The 25,489-nt window shown below is 41.9% G+C and carries 15 protein-coding genes; 14 read left to right on the top strand and 1 reads right to left on the bottom strand.

All coding sequences use genetic code 11. The features are described from left to right. Window positions 1–3 precede the first annotated feature (3 nt). From hemB to EO118_RS07130, 3 genes are all read left to right on the top strand, one after another. A complete protein-coding gene (hemB, locus tag EO118_RS07120) occupies window positions 4–978 on the top strand; it encodes a porphobilinogen synthase (protein WP_127069290.1) in 975 nt (324 codons plus the stop codon). A 21-nt stretch (window positions 979–999) separates the two neighbouring features. Beyond that, a complete protein-coding gene (gene hemL / locus EO118_RS07125) occupies window positions 1,000–2,295 on the top strand; it encodes a glutamate-1-semialdehyde 2,1-aminomutase (RefSeq protein WP_127069291.1) in 1,296 nt (431 codons plus the stop codon). Window positions 2,296–2,642: 347 nt separating this feature from the next. Continuing rightward, complete coding sequence (locus EO118_RS07130) at window positions 2,643–3,458, top strand: sulfurtransferase (RefSeq protein WP_127069292.1); 816 nt, start codon at window positions 2,643–2,645, stop codon at window positions 3,456–3,458. A 312-nt stretch (window positions 3,459–3,770) separates the two neighbouring features. Here the strand turns inward: EO118_RS07130 and EO118_RS07135 are convergent, their stop codons facing one another. Then, window positions 3,771–4,970 (bottom strand): MFS transporter, encoded by a 1,200-nt coding sequence (locus EO118_RS07135; RefSeq protein WP_127069293.1) that lies wholly within the window; start codon window positions 4,968–4,970, stop codon window positions 3,771–3,773. A 523-nt stretch (window positions 4,971–5,493) separates the two neighbouring features. On the opposite strand from EO118_RS07135, the gene ileS reads away from it, so the two are divergent. The 11 genes from ileS to EO118_RS07190 form a co-directional block, all read left to right on the top strand. Further along, window positions 5,494–8,328 (top strand): isoleucine--tRNA ligase, encoded by a 2,835-nt coding sequence (ileS, locus tag EO118_RS07140; RefSeq protein WP_127069300.1) that lies wholly within the window; start codon window positions 5,494–5,496, stop codon window positions 8,326–8,328. 101 nt (window positions 8,329–8,429) lie between these two features. Beyond that, complete coding sequence (locus EO118_RS07145; protein WP_127069294.1) at window positions 8,430–8,963, top strand: cysteine hydrolase family protein; 534 nt, start codon at window positions 8,430–8,432, stop codon at window positions 8,961–8,963. A 400-nt stretch (window positions 8,964–9,363) separates the two neighbouring features. After that, the gene (locus EO118_RS07150) at window positions 9,364–12,516 is read left to right on the top strand and encodes an autotransporter outer membrane beta-barrel domain-containing protein (RefSeq protein WP_206168274.1); all 3,153 of its coding nucleotides are present in this window, start codon (window positions 9,364–9,366) and stop codon (window positions 12,514–12,516) included. A 52-nt stretch (window positions 12,517–12,568) separates the two neighbouring features. After that, window positions 12,569–12,766: a DUF362 domain-containing protein gene (locus EO118_RS07155; protein WP_127069295.1), complete on the top strand. Its 198-nt coding sequence runs from the start codon at window positions 12,569–12,571 to the stop codon at window positions 12,764–12,766. A gap of 403 nt (window positions 12,767–13,169) precedes the next feature. Further along, on the top strand, window positions 13,170–17,336 hold the full coding sequence (gene rpoB / locus EO118_RS07160; RefSeq protein WP_127069296.1) for a DNA-directed RNA polymerase subunit beta: 4,167 nt from the start codon (window positions 13,170–13,172) through the stop codon (window positions 17,334–17,336). Window positions 17,337–17,367: 31 nt separating this feature from the next. After that, complete coding sequence (gene rpoC, locus EO118_RS07165) at window positions 17,368–21,612, top strand: DNA-directed RNA polymerase subunit beta' (protein WP_127069297.1); 4,245 nt, start codon at window positions 17,368–17,370, stop codon at window positions 21,610–21,612. Between the two features lie 380 nt (window positions 21,613–21,992). Continuing rightward, window positions 21,993–22,238 (top strand): ribosomal L7Ae/L30e/S12e/Gadd45 family protein, encoded by a 246-nt coding sequence (locus EO118_RS07170; RefSeq protein ID WP_127069298.1) that lies wholly within the window; start codon window positions 21,993–21,995, stop codon window positions 22,236–22,238. Between the two features lie 75 nt (window positions 22,239–22,313). Beyond that, the gene (gene rpsL / locus EO118_RS07175; protein ID WP_126939305.1) at window positions 22,314–22,688 is read left to right on the top strand and encodes a 30S ribosomal protein S12; all 375 of its coding nucleotides are present in this window, start codon (window positions 22,314–22,316) and stop codon (window positions 22,686–22,688) included. A 46-nt stretch (window positions 22,689–22,734) separates the two neighbouring features. Beyond that, a complete protein-coding gene (gene rpsG, locus EO118_RS07180; RefSeq protein WP_009353884.1) occupies window positions 22,735–23,205 on the top strand; it encodes a 30S ribosomal protein S7 in 471 nt (156 codons plus the stop codon). Between the two features lie 20 nt (window positions 23,206–23,225). Beyond that, a complete protein-coding gene (gene fusA / locus EO118_RS07185; RefSeq protein ID WP_127069299.1) occupies window positions 23,226–25,301 on the top strand; it encodes an elongation factor G in 2,076 nt (691 codons plus the stop codon). A gap of 81 nt (window positions 25,302–25,382) precedes the next feature. Then, a partial coding sequence (locus EO118_RS07190) for a GTP-binding protein (protein ID WP_149306083.1) occupies window positions 25,383–25,489 on the top strand: 107 nt, incomplete at its 3' end.

Raw genomic sequence — 25,489 nt, forward strand, 5'->3', positions numbered from 1 at the left:
ACTATGGAATTACGAAATCGACCAAGACGATTGCGCATCAACCCAGCTATGCGTGCGTTGGTTCGTGAAACAACATTACAAGTAGACGATTTAATTTATCCGATCTTTATCGTGCCAGGCACAGCGGTGAAAGAAGAAATTTCTTCCTTACCAGGACAATACCATGTGTCCGTGGACGAAGCTGTAAAATTGGCGAAAGAAGCTTATGAATTAGGTATCAAGGGAGTCGAAATCTTCGGCATCCCTACGTATAAAGATGAAGATGGTTCTTCCGCATGGGATATGGAACAACCCGTACAACAGGCGATTATGGCGATCCGCAAAGAAGTGCCAGAGTTGATTGTTATCTCCGACGTATGTTTATGCCAATATACATCCACCGGCCATTGCGGTCACGTGGAACATCATGAAGTCATCAACGATGCGACCTTGCCATTATTGTGCAATGTAGCAGTGAGCCATGCGAAAGCAGGTGCTCATATGGTGGCCCCATCGGACATGATGGATGGACGTATTGCTGCGATCCGTGAAGCTCTAGATGCAGCGGGATTTAGCAATGTATCCATCATGAGTTATGCGGCGAAATATGCATCCGCTTATTATGGACCATTCCGTGATGCGGTCCATTCTGCACCAGGATTTGGGGACCGTAAGGGATACCAAATGGATGAGGCGAATCGTTTGGAAGCCTTGCGTGAAGTGGAACAAGATATCATCGAAGGAGCGGACATCATTATGATTAAGCCAGCTCTATCCTATTTGGATATCGTTCGTGAAGTGCGGGACAACTTCGATTGCCCACTAGCAGTGTACAATGTGAGCGGTGAGTATGCCATGATTAAAACGGCAGCGGCAGCAGGTTTAGTGGATGAAAAACGCATTACCTTGGAAACTTTGCTTTCCATGAAACGAGCAGGGGCGAAGATGATCATTACCTATCATGCTCTTGATGTGGCACGTTGGCTACAAGAAAAATAGTGTGGAAATATAGGAGCCATTATGTTTAGTTTAGAAAAATCAAAACAAGCCTTTGCAGAGGCTCGTGAATATATGCCGGGTGGTGTGAACAGTCCTGTTCGCTCCTACCGCAGTGTGGGGGGCAATCCTCCTTTCATCAGTTCTGCCAGCGGATCTCGTATTTACGATATCGATGGCAATGAGTACATCGATTACGTATTGTCTTGGGGTCCTATGATTTTAGGCCATGCAAATCCTGAAATTGTCGCATCCATTTTGGAAGCAATTCCTCGTGGTACTAGCTATGGAGCGCCAACACTGCTTGAAACAGAGGTGGCGAAAAAAATCCAAGCTTTCTATCCGTCTATGGAAATGGTGCGCATGGTAAACTCCGGTACGGAATCTACGATGAGTGCGCTACGCTTGGCTCGTGGCTACACAGGTCGTGACAAAATTGTGAAATTCATCGGCTGTTACCATGGTCACAGCGATAGCTTGTTGGTAAAAGCTGGTTCCGGCTTAGCAACTTTTGGTGTGCCTGACAGTCCAGGTGTGCCGGCGGGTGTAGCGGCAGATACCATCACTTTACCGTACAATGATTCTGAGGCAGTTCGTCAGTTATTTGCAGCGCATGGCAAAAGCATTGCAGCCATCATCGTAGAACCAGTGGCAGGCAATATGGGTTGTGTGCCTCCTGTAGAAGGATTCTTGGAAACCTTGCGTGAAGTGACAACAGTACACGGCGCGGTGCTCATCTTTGATGAAGTGATGTGCGGATTCCGATCCAGTTCTGGTGGGGCACAAAAGTATTACAATGTCATTCCAGATTTGACATGTTTAGGTAAAATCGTAGGCGGTGGACTACCAATGGCTGTATTCGGTGGCAAGAAAGAAATTATGTCCGCTATCGCTCCATCCGGTCCTGTGTACCAAGCGGGTACCTTGAGTGGTAATCCTGTAGCCATGGCGGCAGGTCTTGCTACTTTGTCAATGTTGCAAAAACATCCAAATGCATTCCGCCAAGTAGAGGAGTCTACAGAACTACTTTGCCAAGGCTTAGAAGCAGCGGCAAAAGAAGTAGGCGTACCTGTGGTGGTACAACGTGTGGGCTCTATGTTTACCTTGTTCTTCACAGACAAAGCGGTGCATAACTTCGATGATGCCAGTGCGTGCGATATGGAAGCGTTCAAAACATTCTTCCATTATAATTTGGAACGTGGTATCTATTATGCAGCCAGCCAATATGAAAGTAACTTCTTGTCTACTTGCCATAGCGAACAAGACTTGGCGTACACATTGCAAATTGCGAAAGAAGCGTTCCAAGCAATTAAGGGATAGTAGAAGAAGTGACAGTTTTCCATGTATTGGAAACTGACGTGAATCAATATCACCCAACAGAATACATGTATGAATAGAAATGCCATACACATCGAAGATAATCTATGTTACACTAGATTATAGAGAGTGTATGGCATTCTTTATAGTCTGCATATGCATGTTAATAGTTTCTATGTTATCCAATAGAACCGTATGCGATAGAGATAGTTTCTATATGATAGTTAAGGTTCTATAGTATATCTTGGAGAGATAGTAATAGGTATCCTCTGAAGGCATATTTTTTATGCATACTAGATAGGATAGAGATGTAACATAGGCATACTAGTTTATATATTGGAGGTGTAACAATGAGCGTGTTACTTTCGCCGAAAGAATTACAAGAACAATTAAATAGAGTGGTGCTCCTCGATGCACGTGGGTTTGAGGCCTATGCAGCGGCCCATATTCCGGGATCCTTTGCCATCGATATGGACGCGCATATGAGTGGGCCTTTAGGTGTACACGGTGGTCGTCATCCCTTGCCAGACATGTCAGTGCTGGCACAACGGTTGAGCGAATGCGGCGTGACTATGGATTCTCACATCGTGGTGTACGATGCGTGGATTTCCTTTGCCGGTCGTTTGCGTTTCTTATTATTGTATATGGGCTTTACCAATGTGAAAGTCCTTGCTGGTGGCATTGAACGATGGTATCGTGAGGGATATCCGTTGACACAAGAACCTACACCTACTGTGGCAGATCCACAACCATTGGCCTATACATTGCAAGACCATTTAGTGATGAGTCGTGATGAAGTGTTAGCAGCTAGTCAAAGGAGTAGTCATGTCATCATCGATGCACGAGCACCACAACGCTATGATGGATCTGTAGTGGATACCATGGATGGCATGACAGGTCATATCCCGGGAGCAATTAACCATTTCTATGAATGGGGCTTTACTTCTGATGGCGTGCGTCCCATGGCAGAGTTAGAAGCAGCTTACGGTGATTTAGCTAAGGTGGAAAAACCTATCGTCACCTATTGTGGATCTGGGGTGACAGCGGCGAACTTGATGATTGCTCTTGCTGAAATCGGTGTAGAACCAGCTATGTACGTAGGCAGCTCTAGCGATTGGGTGACCTATGAGGGGTTCCCATTGGAGACAGGGATTAATACATTATAGTTTTGCATTTGTATTGTCAGTATAGAAGGTACTGATTCGTAAGTATGCAAAGTACTACTATAACGTAATGTATGCTAAACATATAGCAGTAGTGGCTTACCTTGACATATAAAATATTTTTAATAGAATACGATAAAAAACAGAGGCCTTAGGAATAAGACCTCTGTTTTAAATGTTGTATTTGTCTTTTAATAGTTTTTACAAGTATATCTTCATGAGCATATTTTGTGTGGTACCCATTAATTATTATGAAACACACATATAATGCGTAATATACAGTATTTCAAGATAGTGTATCTTATAGAAATAGAACTAATGGTTAGCTGTTTGAGTACGCCCTAGTGTAACTTTCAAGAATACACCTGTCAATGCAATAATCGCCCCTGTGGTAATAAACATAGCACCGAAGCCCCATTGGGATGCGATGAAGGAACCGCCTAAGGATCCGATGAAATATCCCATAAACAAGGTAGATTGGTTATAGGCGAAGACTTGCCCAGCGAATGCTTTTGGTGTAATGCTAGAGATGAAGGTGTTAATACCTGGCAATAATCCGCCTAAGCCGATACCAAGTAGGAAGCGTAAGATGCACAAAGTGTAGATATCACTGACGAAGGCTTGTGGTATGGTTACAAGACCGACATAGATGAAACTTGTCCAAAGGATGAACCGTGGGCCTAGCTTGTCGATGTATTTACCGAGCACGGAGCTAGCCACCATTTGTGCAAGGCCTGTTACGGTAAATGCTAAGCCTGCTAAGAGGGCAATGTGTTCCGCTCCTTGGCCTAGGATTTGTTGCACGAATACAGATAAGATAGGTGCCGTTGCCATGGTGGTGAAAGCAAAGATGAAGGAACCGATAGAGATGTAGATGAGACCTTTCCAATCGGGAATGGATGCTTTCAAAGTGGCTAAGGATTGAGAGGCCCCTTTTGGTTGCGGCGTAAAGTCTTCTTTCACAAAGAACAAGGTGGATAAGAAAGCGGTCCCCAATAAGGCGGACACGATGAAGAAGGCATAGCGAATGCCAAAGATGCCTCCAATGTAACCACCAATCATAGGACCCAAGAGGGAGCCACCGAGGTTGGCAGCGGACAAGAGTCCTAGGGCCCAGCCTGTTTGTGCTTGTGGCGTTTGGGTTGCCACGAGGGTAATGGATCCAGAGAAGAAGCCAGAAATCATACCGTTTAAGATGCGTATGATTACGATGTGTTCCGGCGCTTGGGCAAAACCGAGAAGGGCGTTGGTGATGGACATACCAAAACTAGCTCGTAATAGAATGAGCTTGCGCCCCTTACGGTCGGCTAGTTTTCCCCAAAAGGGAGCGAAGAGTGCCACCATTAGGTAGGTCATACCCATGGCTAAGCCAGACCAGTTGGCAAGAGCTCCTTGATCGTGGACTCCGAGGTCCTGTAAATATAAGGGAATGAGAGGGGCTGCTTGACTGAGACCCACTGATGCCATGAAGGCACCAAATAAACAAACGTATAATGTGCGTTTCCAAAGTTCCATACTGACTCCTATGTGCGAGGTTTAAAATTGTAATCATCTTGTCTTTATGGTAGCACATAAGTGAAGTTTGTTACACCCCTAATATACGTATATATACATGTAATCGGTTGTGTTAGCATATTAAATTTTTATGAATATCGTTCTAGCCTGTTACATTTCTTACATGTACAGAATGCGCCTCCCCCTATTGCAACTACCCTACAGATAGTATATAATTGTATCTGTAATTGACAACGATATATGTTAATACGTTGATAAAGACGGTCATGCAAGGTAGCTCCGAGCGAGTGAGGGATGGTGAAAGCCTCATGGGTGAATGCATGGCGGATCACTTTTGAGTATATGTTGGGGAGCCCATATTGGGGGTACTCACATCGGTGGACACCGTTATATGTTTGAGCGATGATTCGTTGGGGGTAACTTTCACAAGAGTCATCAGTAGGGTGGTACCACGGATTTGCATTCGTCCCTTCGGGGAGCGGGTGCTTTTTTTATTGAGAGGAGAAATACAATGTCTAATGAAGTGGATTATGGTAAGACCTTGCACTTGCCTGAAACAGAATTTCCTATGCGTGGCAATTTGCCAAAACGGGAACCAGAATTTATCAAGTTTTGGGAAGATAATAAAATTTATGAAAAACGCTTAGCTAAAAATAAAGGTAAACAATCTTTTATCTTGCACGATGGCCCTCCGTATGCGAATGGTAAATTACACATCGGTCATGCCTTGAATAAAACATTAAAAGACATTGTGATGAAATATAAAACGATGCAAGGCCATTACACACCATATATTCCTGGCTGGGATACACATGGTCTTCCTATCGAGCATGCGGTTATTAAAAATACTGGCTTGAACCGTCATGAAATGAGTCCATTGGACCTTCGCAACAAATGTCGTGAATACGCATTGAACTGCGTAGAAGAACAAAAGAAAGATTTCATTCGTTTTGGTGTACTTGGCGAATGGGATCGTCCATATTTAACATTGCGTCCCGAATTCGAAGTGAAACAAATCGGCGTGTTCGGTGAAATGGCAAAACGCGGTTACATCTATAAAGGCTTGAAAACTGTATACTGGTGTACCCATTGTGAAACTGCCTTAGCAGAAGCGGAAATTGAATATGCTGAGAAAAAATCTTTCTCCATCTATGTTAAATTTGCTTATGTAAATGGTGCTGAAAGCACGTTGCCAGCAGGTTTTGATACTAGCAAATTATTCTCCGTTATCTGGACAACTACTCCTTGGACAATGCCTGCAAACCAAGCTATCTCTGTGAACCCAGAATTAGATTACTCTTGGGTAAAAATCGGCGATGAAGCATGGTTGCTTGCAAATGGCTTAATCGAAACAGCTACTAAAGAAATGGGTGTAGACTCTTATGAAGTATTGAACACGTTCAAAGGTAGCGAATTAGAATTAGCGAACTTTAAACATCCATTTGCTGATCGTAACGCTCCTATCTTATTGGGTTCTCACGTTACCTTAGAAGCTGGTACAGGTTGCGTACATACAGCGCCTGCTCACGGTGAAGACGACTTTAACGTGGTGAAAGTATATAAAGATGCTGGTAAAATTGATTTTGACATTTTATCCTTAGTAGATGCTACTGGTCATTACATTGCAAAAGTAGATGAATCTCGCTATGGCGATACAGAACAACCATTGGTTGGTGTCGAAATCCACGATGCAGAAGTGCCAGTGATTAAAATCCTAGCGCATAATGGTGCGTTGGTACAAAAAGGCAATATTCGTCACCAATATGCTCATTGCTGGCGTTGTAAAAATCCTGTTATCTATCGTGCTACAGAACAATGGTTCTCCTCTGTAGATGGATACCGTCAAGAAGCATTGAAAGCCATCGACGAGCAAGTACAATGGATTCCTAAATGGGGTCATGACCGCATTTACAATATGATTGCAGACCGTGGGGACTGGGTTATCTCTCGTCAACGTGCGTGGGGTGTGCCAATTCCTATCTATTATTGCGATCATTGTGGAGAGCATATTGTTAATGATGATACTATTGCTTCCTTACAAGAATGGTTTGCCAAAGAAGGCTCTAACGCTTGGTGGGCTCATGAAGCGAAAGAATTATTGCCAGAAGGATTCACATGTCCATCTTGCGGACATGATTCTTTCCATAAAGAAACAGATATTATGGACGTATGGTTTGACAGCGGTAGCTCTTGGTCTGGCGTATTGGAACAAAATGAAATGGAAGTACCTTGCGCTATGTACCTAGAAGGTTCTGACCAACATCGTGGTTGGTTCAACTCTTCCTTGTTAACAGGTATCGCAACTCGTGGTCATGCTCCATACAATGCGGTATTGACTCACGGTTTCGTAGTGGACGGGGAAGGTCGCAAAATGTCTAAATCTGTAGGTAATACAGTGGCGCCTTCCGATATCATCGATGTACATGGTGCAGATGTAATGCGTCTATGGGTATCTTCTGCAGATTACCAAGCAGATGTTCGTTTGTCCAAAGACATCGTAAAACAATTGGCGGAAGTGTATCGTAAAATCCGTAACACATTCCGTTTCTTGTTGGGTAACTTAGATAATTTTAATCCAAATACAGATAAAGTAGCTTACAAAGATTTGACTGAATTGGATCGTTGGGCATTGCATCGTTTAGAAGAAGTTCGTCAAAAAGTAACGAATGCTTACGAAAACTACGAATTCCACATTTTATATCATACAATCCATAACTTCTGTACCGTAGATTTATCTTCCTTCTACTTAGACGTATTGAAAGATACTATGTATGCAGAGAAAGAAAACAACGTAGCTCGTCGTAGTGCACAAACTGCCATCTATGAAATTTTGACAACATTGGTTAAAATGGTGTCTCCAGTTCTTTCTTTCACAGCGGAAGAAGTATGGCAATACATGCCAAAAGAAGAGGGCATGGAAGAAAGCGTGATGTTAGCAGATTGGCCACAAGGTCATGCAGACCATGTGGATGCGGAATTGTCTGCACGTTGGGCGACCATGTTAGATCTTCGTAGCGAAATGACAAAAGCATTAGAAGGGGCTCGTCGTGATAAAGCCATCGGTCACTCCTTGGATGCTTCCATCACAGTGTACGCAGATGGCGATGCGTATGAGGCATTGACTGGATTTAGCACTTCCTTAGCTAGCTTGTTAATCGTGTCTGAAGCACATGTAGTGGAAGGTCGTGACAAAGCACCAGCTAATGCTGTGACAGTAGAAGATGGCGCATTATCCATCGTGGTAACTGCTTCTGAGTTAGAAAAATGCGAACGCTGCTGGATTCACCGCGACACAGTTGGTCAAGATGGGGATCATCCAACATTATGTGCTCGTTGTGCTGACGTAGTCAAAGGATAATGACAATCGCATAAGTAGTCAAAGGTTCAAGTACTATCAATTTAGGTAAGGCAAGGGAATGTATTATTTCCTTGCCTACTTTCTCACAAAGGAGATGCCCTATGAACGTATTGATTGTGATAGACATGCAACATGATTTTATTGATGGAACATTAGGTTCACCACAAGCACAGGCCATTGTACCAGCGGTGCGTGAAACAATTCGTAATTTTGATGGTCCCATAGTGTTTACTCGAGACACACATGATGAGGGTTATCTTGAAAGCCAAGAAGGTAAACATTTGCCAGTGGAACATTGTGCCCGTGGCACCAAAGGTTGGGAGATTGTTGATGATCTGTTAGAAGTGGCTTGTGAACGAGGCCAACGGGTGGATGTACTAGATAAACCTAACTTTGGATCCTTGGATTTGCTAGCGCACCTTAAGGCGATGCATGAAGAGGAACCAATTGAAACGATCACGATGGTTGGACTATGTACGGATATTTGCGTCGTATCGAATGCACTAATTTTGAAAGCGGGCTTGCCAGAAGTCCCTCTTCATGTGGATCCAAAATGTTGCGCAGGGGTGACCCGAGAATCTCATGAAGCGGCACTCTTGACGATGAAGATGTGCCAGTGTATTGTAGAAGAATAATCTATATGCTAGTACAAGATGTAAGAATATAATAGATAAGAGGAATGCTGATGAGTGTATGAAGCATTCCTCTTTTGTGTTTATGATGTCGAGCAAGAGGTCTCTGGCAGGACAGATAGGTTTCACGTTTTAGTGTATTGGGTAGAAATTGATAGGACACAGGTTCATGTTCTGCGTATAATAAGATGAGCTTATGGTTAATAATATAATCGTATACATAAGGATATACAGCTATGCATAATAGGTCTACATGAGTAGTATTTGGATGTGCTCTACATGTTGACAGTTGTACATGTGATATATGATAATAAAAACATAGTACAATATATATTATAAATAAAAATATATAGTAATCTGATATGGAGTTATTTGTACTCAATAGAAAGTAAGGAGAAGAAGCATGAGAAAACGTAGTATGATGACGATGGGGGCGCTACTGGCGGCATATGCCCTGACGACCAGCGTAAGTTATGGTGCATTGCAAAATCAAACGAGTTATACCGCTGAGGAAACAGTAGCTGGGGGAACTGATACTTTCATTAAAGATGGTGTTGGTGTATCAGGTGGTCATTTGACTATTACTGGGGCAGAAAACCTAGACCTTACAATGGATAATAAATCTGATGAAAGTTTAGGCATCAATGTGATCAACGGAAAATTAACAGCCGATGATCTTACGATTACTGTTAAGCCAGGTGATACCGCTGTTAACAATCGTCCAAAAGGCATGATCGTGCGTGGTACATCTACGGCGGATATTAAGAATTTAAATGTAACCGTGACGAAGTCAAATCGACAAGCTAATACGCCTCAAAGTGCAGATTCTGATGCAGCCTATGGTGTAGCTGTTGGATATAATTGGCTTGGTAGTGGTGTTGAAACAAAATTTACAGTTAATAATGCTAATATAGTAGTTAATAATACAGAAGATACTAAAAGAGGTAATTTTACGGGTGTACCGATTCCTGGAGGAAAGTTTGAAACGGGATATCAAATGTCTGGGATTCGTGTATACCGAGCTGATGGTGCAAAGCCTGAGTTCCATAGTACTGGTAATGTAAATATTACTGTAGAGGATAAAAGTGCTGATAAAGTAGCGGATTATTTAGTGGGAGCTTATGTATCAGGTACAGATGCAAAGGCTACATTTGATGGAGATACGTCGATTGTAGTAAAGGCTAATGGTATCAATTCTGCAGGCATTAAGATTGGTAAACCAGGTAATGGTGATGCAGGTGTGGGAGCTCAGGTTATTGCAAATGGAAAATTGACTGTAGATACAACAGGAACGAATGGTGTCGTTACATTGGATAGAAAAGAATATCGTGGTTCTGGAGCGATACGACTATTTGACAAAGATTCAAAGTTCACTGTTACCGGTGCTAACACAAAAGAAGCTTCCGAAATTAAATCTAGCACTAATGCCATTGTATTTGATACCTTTGATTATAAAAACCTAGGAGCAGTTAACTATTCATTCTTTAAATTTAAAGAAGTTTTATCCCGTGGGAAAGAAAATATTAATAGTATAGTGAACCTTCATAATACAAAGTTATCGACTTCGTCAGAGGTAGATGATTTAATTTTGGCGAATGCAGAATTTAAGAAAAATGGTTCTTTAATCTGGGGCGCGGGCATATTAGGCAAAGAAGGTGTTTTAAGAAGTCATTTCGACTGGGGTGCAAAAAGTGTCAAAAACGCCCAATTCACTCTTTCCGGTGAATTATCGGAAGCCACAGCAGCAAAAAAAGGTTGGGCTATTCGTGCTAAATCTGAAAATGCTGAGGCCACTGTAGAAACAGACCGAGCTACGTCTGAATTAACAGCAACGATTGCAGATAAAGCTGTTTTAACAGGTCTAATCCATGCCGATAAAGGATCTACGTTACACATGACCGTGGATAAAGATGCTACATGGCGATTAGCGAAGAAAGAAGATTTGACAGGTGCGCAAGAGTCTACAGCTACTACTGTGACATTGTCTAATGGTGGTATTCTTGATGCGGGTACAAACTTAACAGATGATGCTAAAGCAGAATATACGGTAACAACTGTACAAAAAGATGGTACCACTGTATCTGATTTCAAAAATGAAGGCGGTATCATTACGACAGTTAACAAGTCCTATGCAGATGTGTTGACATTGAATGGCAACTACACAGGTAAAGATGGCTTTATCAAAATGAACACGAAATGGGATTCTCCTGGTGATGAAGAAGGGGCTAATTCTGTATCTGACTTAGTGCATATTACTGGTACTGCGACAGGCTCTACCACAGTAGTACCTGTAGCAGCAGATGGCACAGAAGCTGTGATCGATGGCTCTATTGGTTCTATTGCAGCTGATTTGAATAAAAATACGGTGCCTGTGGTCCGTGCTGATGTAGAATCTAGCGAAGAAGGGGCTTTCACAGGGGTGGCTAAAACGACAGGTGCTGGTGAATTAAAATTAGCTCATCGTGTGAAAGAAGGCAAACATGAGTGGTTCTGGACGCTGACTGGATTGAACAAAACGCCAATGTTAGACAAACGAACTCCTGGGTATACACAAATGCCAGAAGTGAACACTCGTATGATGGGGCAAATTCTACGTACCTTACATGAACGTCGTAGTGAAAACCCTCGCACTTTACATGAGCAATGGCAGAATAAAGGCTATCCTATGAGTCGCGTTATCTATGCGCATCATCAAGAGGATGATCAATATCCGATGTGGGCAAAAGTGATCAAAGATTACGGACACCATGATGGAAGTCGTTTTGGGTATACATTACATACACGAGGTATTCAATTAGGCCGTGATTGGAATGTGAAAACAAAAGAAGATGGTACTACAAGCTTTAATGGTGCTTATGTAGCGTATCAATATGGTCAAGCTAAGTTCTACGATAACTTCAATACAGATGATAAAGGTAAGCAAGCTACGGATTTACAAACTGGCACGGGTGCAGTACGTAATCTATCCCTAGGGCTTACAAGAACAAAATACGGTGCCCATGATCAATACATCGATTGGGTGGGTCAAGTAAGCTTACTTCGCAATGCTTATGAAGCGGTAGGTCATGATAGAGAAAAACAGTCTGGCTGGGGTCTTGCAGGCTCTGTGGAAACAGGTCGTCCTTACGTGTTGCGTGAAACGAAACGTGGACGCACCATTTTAGAACCACAAGGTCAATTGGTATACTCTTACCTACAAATGCATGGTATTCATGGTACTGATAAAGTAGTATCTCATGGAGGTCATGGTACATTGGTGGGACGTATTGGTGCTCGTTTATCTCGTGAAAAGTATAATGCTAATGGCATTGTCTCTCGTACTATATACGGCGTAGCCAATATTTGGAGAACATTCACAAATGCTTATGCCGTTCATATTGGTGAAGATACTCTTCGTGGTGATTATGGACGCACCATTGGTGAACTTGGTATCGGTGCACAATGGCGTAAAGATGATCGCTGGTATGTGTATGGTGATGTTCGCTTTGAAAGAAACTTAGGTGGATCCTATTATAAAGGATACCGTGGTAATGTAGGCGTAAAATATATTTGGTAATATATAGGCGAATAGTAAGCCTCGTAGTATACTAAGACTAGGAGGCTTGCCTATGTACTTTCATATTAAAGACACTTGCGTGTGTTGTGCTGGCTGCGCTATGGATTGTCCTGTACAGGCCATCACACGCAAAGGTGATCGCTATGTCATCCATCAGGATATGTGCATTCACTGTGGTGACTGTTATGCCATATGCCCAGTGGGCGCCGTGCAGATGGTGAAAGAAAAGGACTTGGATACGAACGAATAACATGTTTGTGTACCAAGTCTTTTTTGCTTTTTTTGTCAGTATTGAAATGAAGCGCTAGTAACTAATGAATATATCGTAGAGTACTTCTTACATACATCGTTAAGAGGTTGTGTCATAAATGTTCGACTACTATAGATTTATTATAGACTTTCAGTGAATATATCCTTGACAAATAGAGATAACAAGATTATAATATTTAATTGCAAAAAAGTAACTATAACATTGAATTGATGAAGGAATATATCCAAGGTTGTGCTGAAATGAGGAAAGCAAGGTTCACAAGAAAAAATTACGAGCCTTGCTTATTTTGTCATTGGTCAGCAGGAAAACTGAGACCTGGAATCGTCTGCAGTCATACCGTTATAGAATATGTAAGCCAATTTTTATGAGGGGTGAAAAGAACATGTTCAAACCTGAGCAGGTGGGTAAGCGTACTCGATATACCTACGCTAAGATCAACGAAGTTCTCGAAATGCCACATTTGTTAGACGTGCAACGCAAGTCTTATGAGTGGTTTTTAGAGAGCGGTTTACAAGATATTTTTAACGATATTTCTCCGATTAAAGACAATTCAGGAAAGCTAGCTCTTTCCTTTGAAGGTTTCAGCCTTGGAGAACCAAAATACGACATTAACGAATGCAAAAACCGTGATGCTACCTATGCAGCACCATTGCGTGTCAATGTTCGTCTTGTTAACAATGATCCAGAGAATCCAGATATTAAAGAACAAGAAGTATTCATGGGCGACTTCCCATTGATGACAGATACAGGAACGTTCATCATCAATGGTGCGGAACGTGTTATCGTATCCCAATTAGTTCGTTCTCCTGGCGTATACTACGGTGGCAGCATCGATACGATGGGTAACCGTTTGTATGATTCCACAGTGATTCCGAACCGTGGTGCTTGGATTGAGTTAGAAAAAGATGCGAACGACATTGTGTCCGTACGTATCGACCGCAACCGTAAATTGCCAGCTACTGTACTAGTACGTGCATTAGGTTGGGAAACGAACGAATCCATCTTGGAATTATTCTGGAATGGACAAGTGGACGAAAATGGTCATCCAGAATACGATGAACGTTTACTTCGTACATTAGAAAAAGACAGCACACAATCCGCTGATGAAGCATTGGTAGAAATCTACAAAAAACTTCGTCCAGGCGAACCACCAACTGTGGAAAGTGCTCGTAACTTATTCGATAACTTATTCTTTGACCCTCGTCGCTATGATTTAGCTCGTGTAGGTCGTTATAAATTAAATAAAAAATTGGGCTGGCGTCAACGCATGTTCGGTCAAATTTTGGCAGAACCAATCGTAGACGAAAATGGCGAAATCATCGTAGAAGCGAATACCTATGTGAACGAAGAAGTTCTTGATGTAGTGGCTAATAGCGGTGTGTACAGTGGCGATGTAGTACCTGAGTTCTTTGTAGTAAATACAGAAGGTACTGTGGTAAAAGTCATTTGTAACAACAGCAACTTGCCATTCAGTCATCGTACAGTGACTCGTGAAGACATGATTGCTAACGTAAGTTACATGATGAACTTGATCGAAAACATTGGTCAAACTGATGATATCGACCATTTGGGTAACCGTCGTCTTCGTTGCGTAGGCGAATTGTTACAAAACCAATTCCGTATCGGTTTAACTCGTATGGAACGTGTGGTCAAAGAACGTATGACAATCCAAGACATTTCTGTCATCACTCCACAAGCTTTATTGAACATTCGTCCAGTTGTGGCAGCGATCAAAGAATTCTTCGGTTCTTCCCAGTTGTCCCAGTTCATGGACCAAACAAATCCATTGGGCGAATTGACACATAAACGTCGTCTATCTGCACTAGGACCTGGTGGTTTATCTCGTGAGCGCGCAGGCTTCGAAGTTCGTGACGTGCATCACTCTCACTATGGCCGTATGTGTCCAATCGAAACTCCAGAGGGTCCAAACATTGGTTTGATTAACTCCTTGTCTAACTACGCGAAAGTGAATGAATTTGGTTTCATCGAAGCACCATACCGTAAAATTGAAAAAGTATATGGTACAGGCGAAGATGCTAACAAAGTGTTGAAAGTTCGTGTTACAGACCAAGTTGTGTATATGACAGCTGATGAAGAAGAAGGCATGACAATTGCCCAAGCGAACTCTCGCATTGATGAAGAAGGATACTTCGTATCTGAACACATCGCATGTCGTCGTGGTCATGATGTATTAGAAGTATCTCCAGATAAAGTAGACTATATGGACGTAAGTCCGAAAGAAGTAGTATCCATCGGTACTGCTATGATTCCATTCTTAGAAAATGACGATGCGAACCGTGCCTTGATGGGTGCGAACATGCAGCGTCAAGCGGTGCCTCTACTTCGTGCACAAGCACCATTAGTAGGTACAGGTATGGAATATAAAGCGGCTACAGACTCCGGCGTTTGCGTATTAGCAAAAGAAGCGGGTATTGTCACACGTTGTTGGGGTAATGAAGTCCATGTACAACGTGATAATGGTCGTGTAGACGTATATAAAATGAACAAATTCATGCGTTCTAACCAATCTACATGCTTTAACCAAAAACCAATCGTATACCGTGGACAATCCGTTGTGAAAGGTCAAGTATTGGCAGATGGTCCAGCTACAGATGGCGGCGAATTAGCATTAGGTTTCAACGTGTTGGTAGCGTTCATGCCTTGGGAAGGTTATAACTACGAGGATGCGATTTTATTAAGTGAAGAACTTTGTAAAGAAGATATCTACACATCCATCCATATTGAAGAATACGAATGTGATGCTCGTGACACTAAATTAGGTGCCGAAGAAATCACTCGTGAATTGCCAAATACTGGTGATGATAACCTTAAAAACTTGGATGAAAACGGTATTATCTGCATCGGTGCAGAAGTTAAACCTGGTGATATCCTAGTTGGTAAAGTTACTCCTAAAGGAGAAACTGAATTAACTCCAGAAGAACGCTTATTGCGTGCGATTTTTGGCGATAAAGAACGTGAAGTTCGCGATACTTCCTTGCGTGTACCACATGGTGAAGCAGGTAAAATTGTGGACGTTAAAATCTTTACTCGTGAAAATGGTGACGAATTACAACCAGGTGTTAATAAAGTAGTTCGTGTATATATTGCACAAAAACGTAAAATCCACGAAGGCGATAAAATGGCGGGCCGTCATGGTAACAAAGGTGTCGTTTCTCGCGTTATGCGTCAAGAAGATATGCCATTCTTGCCAGATGGTACACCAGTACAAATCGTATTGAACCCATTAGGCGTACCGTCTCGTATGAATATCGGACAGGTATTAGAAACACATTTAGGCTGGGCAGTACAAGGATTGGGTATGCAAATTAAAGCAACAGACCTAAAAATCAAGGAAGTACTAAACGAAGCTAAATTGAATGGCACATATTGGGATGGTATCGACGGTATCAAAGATATCTACGCAGAAATTGAAAGTCTAGAACAAGCCATTGCAGATCCGACGATTGCAAATTATTTGGAAACAGATAAACAAATCGACAGTCAAAAAGTAGTGGCATTAGATAAAATTTTACATCGTGCACAAGATAAATTTGAAGAATTGGGCGGACAAACTCGCTATGACTTCTTGTTAGCAGAAGAAAAACGTATCTATGAATTAGGTATTGAAACATTTGACGATGTAGAAGCAGAACGTCCAGAAATGGAACCAGACTTAGAAGAAGAATTGCGCGCACTTCGTCGTGTGGTTACTGTGATCGACACAATTCACCATGTACGAGAAAAACGCAGTCACTTACGCGCTGAGTTGGAAAAATATGGTTACGACTATGATACATATGGTATGCCAAAACCTGATACAGCAGGTATCCATATTGCAACACCAGTATTTGACGGCGCTCATGAAAGTGACGTATTCGATACACTTCGCATTGCTGGTCGTGATGATGATGGCAAAACTGTATTGTACGATGGCCGTACAGGCGAAAGAATGGATAACAAGGTTACCGTTGGTTACGTATACATGTTGAAACTTCATCATCTAGTAGATGATAAAATTCATGCTCGTTCTACAGGTCCGTACTCCCTTGTTACACAACAACCATTGGGTGGTAAAGCTCAATTCGGTGGACAACGTTTCGGTGAGATGGAAGTGTGGGCTCTTGAAGCGTATGGTGCAGCCTATACACTACAAGAGTTGTTAACTGTAAAGTCTGACGATGTTGTAGGCCGTGTAAAAGCGTACGAAAAAATCGTAAAAGGTGAAAATATTCCTGAACCAGGCGTACCTGAATCTTTCAAAGTATTGTTGAAAGAATTACAAAGTATCGGTCTTGACGTGAAAATCTTGAACGAAGATCAAGAAGAAGTTCTTATCAAAGAATTAGATGATGATGATGTTCCACGTCATGATGATATTCGTGAAGTGATGGAAGAAGGCACTACAGAAGCAACTACAGAAGGAGAAGCTTCCACAGTAGAAGGAACACCTGACGGATATATTGTAGAAGAAGAGCCTGTGACAGCAGGTGAAGAAGACGATATTATCAGCCAAATTAGTGGCTATGTAGAATCTTCTGATAATGAGTAATACCACTATCTCGTAAAGGAGGGAGCATACAGTGCTAGACGTAAATGAATTTGATTCCATGCGAATCGGTTTAGCTTCGCCACAACAAATTTTGGAGTGGTCTCATGGAGAAGTTAAAAAACCTGAAACAATTAACTACCGCACCTTGAAACCAGAGCGAGATGGTTTATTCTGTGAGCGCATTTTTGGGCCAACTAAGGACTGGGAATGTCATTGTGGAAAATATAAACGCATCCGTTATAAAGGTGTTGTCTGTGATAAATGTGGTGTAGAAGTCACTCGCGCTAAAGTACGTCGTGAACGTATGGGTCATATTGAATTGGCTACACCAGTGTCTCATATTTGGTATTTCAAGGGCATCCCATCTCGTATGGGATTGATCCTTGACATATCCCCTCGTTCTTTGGAACGTGTATTATACTTTGCAGCCTATATCGTAGTGGATCCAGGTCAATCTCCGTTGTCTAAACAACAATTGTTATTTGAAACTGAATTCCGTGAATACGAAGCTATGTTTAACGAGCCTGAGTATAAAATTGGCGGTAAAAGTGTTATCATCGAAACTATTGCACAACGTCGTGAACGTTTGCAATTGATCAATTCTGCTAAACACAAAGAAGCTGTGAATGCAGAGCTTTCAGCAAATACTGAAATTCCAGAAGAAGAAAAAGAATATGAAGTATTAACTCGTGAAGAAAAATTAGAGCTTGGTGCCTTAGAAGAAAATACATTCGTATGTATCGATATGGGTGCAGAAGCCATTAAAGAATTGCTTTGCGAATTAGACTTAGAAGCATTGAACGATGAGTTACGTGCTGAATTAGAAACTGCTACAGGTCAACGTAAAGTTCGTGCTGTTCGCCGTTTAGAAGTAGTAGAAGCATTCCGTCAATCTGGCAACCGTCCAGAATGGATGATCATGGATGTAGTACCAGTTATCCCACCTGAATTGCGTCCAATGGTGCAATTAGATGGTGGTCGATTCGCCACATCTGACTTGAATGACTTATACCGTCGTGTTATCAACCGTAATAACCGTTTAAAACGTTTATTGGATTTAGGTGCTCCTGATATTATCGTGCGCAACGAAAAACGTATGCTACAAGAAGCTGTGGATGCGTTAATCGATAATGGTCGTCGTGGCCGTCCTGTGACAGGCCCTGGTAACCGTCCATTGAAATCCTTATCTGATATGTTAAAAGGTAAACAAGGTCGTTTCCGTCAAAACTTGTTGGGTAAACGTGTTGACTACTCTGGTCGTTCCGTTATCGTAGTTGGTCCAGAATTGAAAATGCATCAATGTGGTCTTCCAAAAGAGATGGCATTGGAATTGTTCAAACCATTCGTGATGAAACGTTTGGTAGAACGTGGACAAGCGAGCAATATTAAAGCTGCTAAACGCCAAGTAGAACGTATTGGTCCTGGTGTTTGGGAAGCTTTGGAAGAAGTTATCAAAGAACATCCAGTATTACTAAACCGTGCCCCTACGTTGCATAGATTAGGTATCCAAGCCTTCGAACCAATCCTTTGGGAGGGCCGTGCTATCAAATTGCATCCATTAGTATGTACAGCCTTCAACGCCGACTTTGACGGTGACCAAATGGCGTGTCACTTACCATTGTCCGTAGAAGCACAATCTGAAGCGCGTACTTTGATGCTTTCATCCCATAACATCTTATCTACGAAAGATGGTAAGCCAGTAGCGGTTCCATCTCAGGATATGATCTTGGGTACATACTACTTAACGGTAGTTCGTAAAGGCACAGAAGATAAAGCGAAACGCTTCGCTAATTATGATGAAGTGATGTTAGCATACGATTCTGGTGTAATCGGCTTACAAGACGTTATCTATATTCGTATCGAAGGATATGGTCTAGTTAAAACAACAGCAGGTCGTTTGATTTTCAACGAAGCTTTATATCCAGAAATCCGTCAATTTGTGAAAGAAGAAGACGGCACATGGTCCTTGGGTAAAGTCATGGATAAGAAAATGGTTGGTAAATTGGTAGACCAATGTTTCCAAGCATTCGGTAATGAAAAAACAGCAGAATTGCTTGACCGTATCAAATCCTTGGGTTACTCTTTCGCTCGTCGTGCAGGTATGACAATCGCTATTGCGGATATCAAAGTACCAGAAGTAAAAGCTGGTATCGTAGAAGAGGCAGATACAGAAGTTAATAAAGTATCCCGTCTATATCGTCGTGGTTTAATTACAGAAGAAGAACGTTACCGTAAAACGATCGACCTTTGGAATGAAGCTATCGACAATGTAACAGAAGCCATGATGGATAATATGGCGGCTGACCAAGACGGTTTTAACCCAGTATATATGATGGCGATTTCTGGTGCCCGTGGTAACAAACAACAAATCCGTCAGTTGGCGGGTATGCGTGGTTTGATGGCGGACCCATCTGGCCGTATCATCGACTTGCCAATCAAAGCAAACTTTAAAGAAGGTTTGACCGTATTGGATTACTTTACATCCTCTCATGGTGCACGTAAAGGTTTGGCCGATACAGCGCTTCGTACAGCTGACTCCGGTTACTTAACACGCCGTCTTGTTGACGTATCCCAAGATGTTATCGTTCGTGAAGAAGATTGCGACGTAGTAGGTATTGATTTAGCTCGTGAAAGAGCTCGCTTAGCGCGCAATACAAAAGATGCCTTGACATACTTAAAAGATGATTTAATCGGTCGTGTATTGGATCGCGATGTAGTGGATCCTATGACTGGTGAAGTGATTGCTGACGCTGAAAGCATCGTAACAGAAGCAACTATTGAAGCATTAGCAGAATCTCAAGTGAAATCCATTGCATTGCGTGGAGCACAGTTGGGTAGCGACAGCGATATCAACCATACTAATATTGTTCAAACCATTGCATTAGGTGAAGTGGATGACACTATTCGTACCACATTGCGCAATACCATGATTGAAAATATGTTGGGTAAAGATACTGTATATCCTGTTATCGATAGTGAAGGTGTAGAAATCTTCCCTGCTCATACAGCGTTAACAGAAGAAGGTATCGAAGCTATCTTGAGCTCTGATGTAAAAGAAGTCCAAGTACGTAATAATGAAATTCATGGCATTGAAGTAGAAGCTATCGTAGAAGGTACTGGCGTTATCGAACCATTGAAAGATCGTATCGTAGGCCGTACAGCAGCAGAAGAATTAATCAATAAAGAAACAGGTGAAGTGATCGTTCCATTGAATGGCGAAATCACCGACGAATTAGCTGATGAAGTAGTAAAACACTACGACACAGTGAAAATCCGTTCTGTATTGACTTGTCGTTCTCCATATGGCGTATGTATGAAATGTTATGGTCGTGACTTAGGTACTGGCGGACAAGTACAAGTGGGCGAAGCAGTAGGTATTATTGCAGCACAATCCATCGGTGAACCAGGTACACAGTTAACAATGCGTACGTTCCATACAGGCGGTGTTGCCGGTGACGATATCACGCAAGGTTTGCCTCGTGTCGAAGAATTGTTTGAAGCACGTCGTCCAAAACGTAATGCCATCATTGCAGAAGTAGAAGGTACTGTACGTGTCGTACCTAACGACAATAAAAAAGGTACGAATACGATCTTCATTACAACAGCTGAGGGTGAAGAGTTTGATTACTTAATCCCTTACGGATCTCGTATCATTGTGAAAGATGGCGATGTAGTATCCTTAGGTGCCCGTTTAACAGAGGGATCCATTAACCCTCATGACATCATGCGTGTCATGGGTACAGAAGCAACGCAACGTTACTTAGTATATGAAGTTCAAAAAGTATACAAATCTCAAGGTGTAGAAATTAACGACAAACATATCGAGGTTATCGTTCGCCAAATGTTACATAAAGTAAAAATTGAAGATGCTGGTGATGCAGATGTATTACCAGGAGATTCTATCGATGTAAATACATTTGAAGATGAAAACCGTCGTTTACGCTTAAATGGTAAAAAAGAAGCCGCAGGTGTTCGTACACTGTTGGGTATTACCAAAGCAGCCTTGGCAACAGACAGCTTCTTGTCAGCAGCTTCTTTCCAAGAAACAACACGTGTTCTTACAGAAGCAGCGATCAAAGGTAAAATTGATCCATTACTTGGCTTAAAAGAAAATGTTATCATTGGTAAATTGATACCAGCTGGTACAGGTATGAGCCGTTATCGTAAGATTAAAGTAGTGAAACATACACCTGAATTAGAAGATCTAGTAGTAGATACAGAAGTTGTCAATGCAGATGTAGTCAATGAAACTACAGATGTAGAAACAGCAGAATAATATAAGGCAGTATGACGAGCTTAGATAGCGAGTTAAGATTGTCTAAAGGAATAACGGATGACAACCTATAAGGGAGTTATCCGTTATTTTTATAAGGAAATATAGAAAAATACTATATCAATTTTGCATAGATAAAATACTAAAAGAAAATATATTGTATATACATACAAATAAGATATAAAATCTGCATAAAACTAACGCAAAATATACAAAAAATAATATTTTTGAACCGCACGGATACATGTACATATAAAATGCTTTATTGTAGCGATTTATAAGGGGTAAAATCGTTTGACATGGCATATAAAGAATGGTAAACTAGTAAAGTACTTAAGGGGCAGTGCGCCCTAAAGTAAGTAACGAATGAGAAGGAGACGCATATGACAATCGATATGCTTTCAAATGCAAATCTCACAATAGGAGCGAAGCAAACGCGAAAAGCGGTGAGTCGTGATGAAGTAGAGTGTGTATTTGTAGGTCTTGATAGCGATGACCGACTTATCTTGCCGATTCTGGAAATTTGTTTAGAGCATAATGTGCCAGTCAATCGTAATCACACGATGGAAGAATTGGGACAAGCTGCTCACATTAAAGTAGGAGCTGCCGCAATCGGCGTGCTTCGCTAGTTTTGGTAATATCCGAACGATCTATCATCGAGCGGATCAATTATAAATCTAATTGTTTGGAAAGGAGGTGCCCACATGCCAACTATTAACCAGTTAGTACGTAAAGGCCGTAAATCTTTAGTGCGTAAATCTGACTCTCCAGCTTTGAAAGAGTGTCCACAAAAACGTGGTGTTTGTACTCGTGTATACACAGCTACGCCTAAAAAACCGAACTCCGCGCTTCGTAAAGTTGCCCGTGTTCGTTTGACAAACGGTATTGAAGTAACTGCATACATCCCAGGCATTGGTCACAATTTACAAGAACACAGCGTTGTACTTATCAGAGGCGGTCGTGTTAAGGACCTTCCTGGTGTGCGTTATCACATCGTTCGTGGTGCATTGGATACAGCTGGCGTACAAAATCGTATGCAAAGCCGCTCCAAATATGGCGCGAAACGTGCTAAAAAATAATTTAGCATAAGATTAGAGAACACACATCGTTAAAGGAGGAATTGACATGCCAAGAAAAGGCCCTGTTGTGAAACGCGATGTACTACCAGATCCGGTGTACAATAGCAAATTAGTAACACGTTTCATTAACAAAGTAATGTACGATGGCAAAAAAGGCATTGCTGAATCCATCGTATATGATGCATTTGAAATTATTCGTTCCAAAATGGGTCAAGACCCTATGGAAGTTTTTGATCAGGCTTTAAAAAATGTAATGCCTGTATTAGAAGTGCGTGCTCGCCGTATCGGTGGTGCTAACTACCAAGTGCCGGTTGAAGTTCGTGCTGATCGTCGTTTATCTCTAGGTATTCGCTGGATGGTAAACTATGCTCGTCTTCGTGGTGAACGCACTATGAAAGAACGTTTAGCAGGCGAATTAATGGATGCGTTCAATAACACTGGCGCAGCTATTAAGAAAAAAGAAGATACTCATAAAATGGCAGAAGCTAACAAAGCATTTGCTCATTACAAATGGTAATTAGTTAAGGAGAAATATAAGTGGCAAGAGAAGTTTCTTTAGAGAAAACTCGTAATATCGGTATCATGGCTCACATCGATGCTGGTAAAACAACCACAACGGAACGTATCCTTTACTATACTGGTCGAGTTCACAAAATCGGTGAAGTACATGAAGGTGCTGCTACGATGGACTGGATGGAGCAGGAGCAAGAACGTGGTATCACAATCACGTCCGCTGCGACTACTACTCAATGGAAAGGTCATCGCATCAACATTATCGATACTCCTGGTCACGTAGACTTTACAGTAGAAGTAGAACGTTCCCTTCGTGTACTAGACGGATCCGTAGCTGTATTCAGTGCGAAAGGTGGCGTTGAGCCTCAATCTGAAACAGTATGGCGTCAAGCGGATAAATACGGCGTACCTCGTATCGCTTATGTAAATAAAATGGATACAGTAGGTGCTGACTTCTTCCGCGTAGTTGATATGATGAAATCTCGTTTAGGTGCAAATAGCGTAGCTATCCAAGTGCCTATCGGTTCTGAAGACACTTTCAAAGGTATCATTGACTTGGTAACTATGAAAGCTGAAATCTACATCAGTGATGACGGAAAAGAATACGAAATCACTGAAATTCCTGAAGAATATGCTGATGTGGCAGCAGAACGTCGCGAAATGTTAGTTGACGCAGTTGCTGAAACTGATGACGAATTGATGGAAAAATATTTGGAAGGTGAAGAAATTTCTGAAGAACAAGTTAAAGCAGCTCTTCGTAAAGCTGTGTGTGAAAACACATTGTTCCCAGTTCTTTGCGGTTCTTCCTACAAAAACAAAGGTGTACAAATGTTGCTAGATGCTGTAGTTGACTACATGCCAGCTCCAACAGATGTACCAGCAATCAAAGGTATCGATCCTAACACTGGTGAAGAGACAACTCGTCCTTCCACTGATGACGGTCCTTTCGCTGCGTTAGCCTTCAAAATCATGGCTGACCCTTATGTTGGTAAATTAGCGTTCTTCCGCGTGTACTCCGGTACATTAGAGTCTGGTTCTTATGTATTCAACTCTACTAAAGGCAAAAAAGAACGTATCGGCCGTATCTTGCAAATGCATGCTAACAGCCGTCAAGAAATCGAACGCGTGTACGCTGGTGATATCGCTGCTGCAGTAGGTCTTAAAGATACTACTACTGGTGATACACTTTGTGATGACAAAGCGCAAGTTATTCTTGAATCCATGGAATTCCCAGAACCAGTTATCTCTGTTGCTGTGGAACCAAAAACTAAAGCGGACCAAGAAAAAATGGGTATGGCTTTAGCTCGCTTGGCTGAAGAAGATCCAACTTTCAAAGTTCGTACTGATGAAGAAACTGGTCAAACAATTATTTCCGGTATGGGTGAGCTTCACCTTGACATCATCGTTGACCGTATGAACCGTGAGTTCAAGGTTGAATGTAATGTAGGTAAACCTCAAGTAGCGTACCGTGAAACAATTCGCAAAGCAGTTAAATCTGAAGGTAAATTCGTTCGCCAATCTGGTGGTAAAGGTCAATACGGCCATTGCTGGTTGGAAATCATTCCTCAAGAACCAGGTGCTGGTTTCGAATTTGAAAATAAAGTTGTTGGTGGTTCTATTCCTCGTGAATACATTGGACCAGTTGAGAACGGTGTTAAAGAGGCTATGGAATCCGGTGTTATCGCTGGTTATCCAATGGTTGACATCAAAGTTATCGTATTTGACGGTTCCTACCATGATGTTGACTCCTCTGAAATGGCCTTCAAAATTGCAGGTTCCATGGGCTTCAAAGAGGGTGCTCGTAAAGCTGACCCAGCATTACTTGAACCATACATGGCTGTTGAAGTTGAAGTTCCAGAAGAATACATGGGCGACGTAATCGGTGATTTGAACTCCCGTCGCGGCCGTATGGATGGAATGGAAGCTCGCAACGGTTCCCAACATATCAAAGCATATGTTCCATTGAGCGAAATGTTCGGATATGCTACTGACCTACGTTCCAAAACTCAAGGTCGCGGTAACTACTCCATGACATTCGATCATTACGAAGAAGTGCCTAAGAAAATTGCTGAAGAAATTCAAGCTAAGAAAAATGGCTAATCAAAAGTGCATCCAGTGGGGCTTCTAGCCCCGCAGGATTACTATATATAAAGTTTTAATTATCCGGGAGGACAATTCAAAATGGCAAAAGCAAAATTTGAACGTAATAAGCCACACGTTAACATTGGTACTATCGGTCACGTTGACCATGGTAAAACTACTTTAACAGCAGCAATCACTAAAGTTCT

Source organism: Veillonella sp. 3891, assembly GCF_003992315.1.
Taxonomy (GTDB): domain Bacteria; phylum Bacillota; class Negativicutes; order Veillonellales; family Veillonellaceae; genus F0422.